This is a genomic window from Staphylococcus sp. HMSC062A01 (assembly GCF_001836805.1).
Classification (GTDB): domain Bacteria; phylum Bacillota; class Bacilli; order Staphylococcales; family Staphylococcaceae; genus Staphylococcus; species Staphylococcus haemolyticus.
In genome coordinates this window covers 1-2,398 of the sequence record NZ_KV830606.1, presented here as the reverse complement: position 1 = coordinate 2,398, position 2,398 = coordinate 1, and the positions used below count along the sequence as shown (strand labels likewise).

At 47.3% G+C, this 2,398-nt stretch carries 1 rRNA gene; it reads right to left on the bottom strand.

The features are described from left to right. Positions 1-2,186 (bottom strand): 23S ribosomal RNA (locus HMPREF2715_RS02885); the annotation flags it as partial. Positions 2,187-2,398: the final 212 nt, after the last annotated feature.

Here is a 2,398-nt window from a genome sequence, read left to right as displayed (position 1 = left end):
CCTCCACGTAAGCTAGCGCTCACGTTTCAAAGGCTCCTACCTATCCTGTACAAGCTGTGCCGAATTTCAATATCAGGCTACAGTAAAGCTCCACGGGGTCTTTCCGTCCTGTCGCGGGTAACCTGCATCTTCACAGGTACTATGATTTCACCGAGTCTCTCGTTGAGACAGTGCCCAAATCGTTACGCCTTTCGTGCGGGTCGGAACTTACCCGACAAGGAATTTCGCTACCTTAGGACCGTTATAGTTACGGCCGCCGTTTACTGGGGCTTCGATTCGTAGCTTCGCAGAAGCTAACCACTCCTCTTAACCTTCCAGCACCGGGCAGGCGTCAGCCCCTATACATCACCTTACGGTTTAGCAGAGACCTGTGTTTTTGATAAACAGTCGCTTGGGCCTATTCACTGCGGCTCTTCTGGGCTTGCACCCTAAAGAGCACCCCTTCTCCCGAAGTTACGGGGTCATTTTGCCGAGTTCCTTAACGAGAGTTCGCTCGCTCACCTTAGAATTCTCATCTTGACTACCTGTGTCGGTTTGCGGTACGGGCACCTATTATCTATCTAGAGGCTTTTCTCGGCAGTGTGAAATCAACGACTCGAGGAAACAATTTCCTCTCCCCATCACAGCTCAATCTTAAGAGTGCCGGATTTGCCTAACACTCAATCTCACTGCTTAGACGTACAATCCAATCGTACGCTTCGCCTATCCTACTGCGTCCCCCCATCGATTAAAACGATGCTAGGTGGTACAGGAATATCAACCTGTTATCCATCGCCTACGCCTGTCGGCCTCAGCTTAGGACCCGACTAACCCAGAGCGGACGAGCCTTCCTCTGGAAACCTTAGTCAATCGGTGGACGGGATTCTCACCCGTCTTTCGCTACTCACACCGGCATTCTCACTTCTAAGCGCTCCACATGTCCTTGCGATCATGCTTCAACGCCCTTAGAACGCTCTCCTACCATTGTCCTACGGACAATCCACAGCTTCGGTAATATGTTTAGCCCCGGTACATTTTCGGCGCAGTGTCACTCGACTAGTGAGCTATTACGCACTCTTTAAATGATGGCTGCTTCTAAGCCAACATCCTAGTTGTCTGGGCAACGCCACATCCTTTTCCACTTAACATATATTTTGGGACCTTAGCTGGTGGTCTGGGCTGTTTCCCTTTCGAACACGGACCTTATCACCCATGTTCTGACTCCCAAGTTAAATTAATTGGCATTCGGAGTTTGTCTGAATTCGGTAACCCGAGAGGGGCCCCTCGTCCAAACAGTGCTCTACCTCCAATAATCATCACTTGAGGCTAGCCCTAAAGCTATTTCGGAGAGAACCAGCTATCTCCAAGTTCGATTGGAATTTCTCCGCTACCCACAGTTCATCCGCTCACTTTTCAACGTAAGTCGGTTCGGTCCTCCATTCAGTGTTACCTGAACTTCAACCTGACCATGGGTAGATCACCTGGTTTCGGGTCTACGACCAAATACTCAACGCCCTATTCAGACTCGCTTTCGCTACGGCTCCACATTTCCTGCTTAACCTTGCATCAGATCGTAACTCGCCGGTTCATTCTACAAAAGGCACGCCATCACCCATTAACGGGCTCTGACTACTTGTAAGCACACGGTTTCAAGTTCTCTTTCACTCCCCTTCCGGGGTACTTTTCACCTTTCCCTCACGGTACTGGTTCACTATCGGTCACTAGAGAGTATTTAGCCTTAGGAGATGGTCCTCCCAGATTCCGACGGAATTTCACGTGCTCCGTCGTACTCAGGATCCACTCAAGAGAGAATATATTTTCAACTACAGGATTATTACCTTCTTTGATTCAACTTTCCAGATGATTCGTCTAACATATTCCTTTGTAACTCCGCATAGAGTGTCCTACAACCCCAATAAGCAAGCTTATTGGTTTGGGCTCTTCCCGTTTCGCTCGCCGCTACTCAGGGAATCGATTTTTCTTTCTCTTCCTCCGGGTACTAAGATGTTTCAGTTCTCCGGGTCTGCCTTCTGACAAGCTATGAATTCACTTGTCGATAACACGACATAACTCGTGCTGGGTTCCCCCATTCGGAAATCTCTGGATCAACGCTTACTTACAGCTACCCAAAGCATATCGTCGTTAGTAACGTCCTTCGTCGGCTTCTAGTGCCAAGGCATCCACCGTGCGCCCTTAATAACTTAATCTATGTTTCCACCAAACTTTTAGTCAATCGTTCTCATATTGCTTCGTTTTCATTCATTTAAATGCTCATTTACAAAAGTAAACTGCGCTTTAAATAAACTCAACTCATTATCTAAAAACGATTTCTTTAAAAGTTCAAGTCGAAAACCTGTTATTAATCTTGTGAGTGTTCTTTCGAACACTAGCGATTATATTTTATGAATTCAAGCTTTTT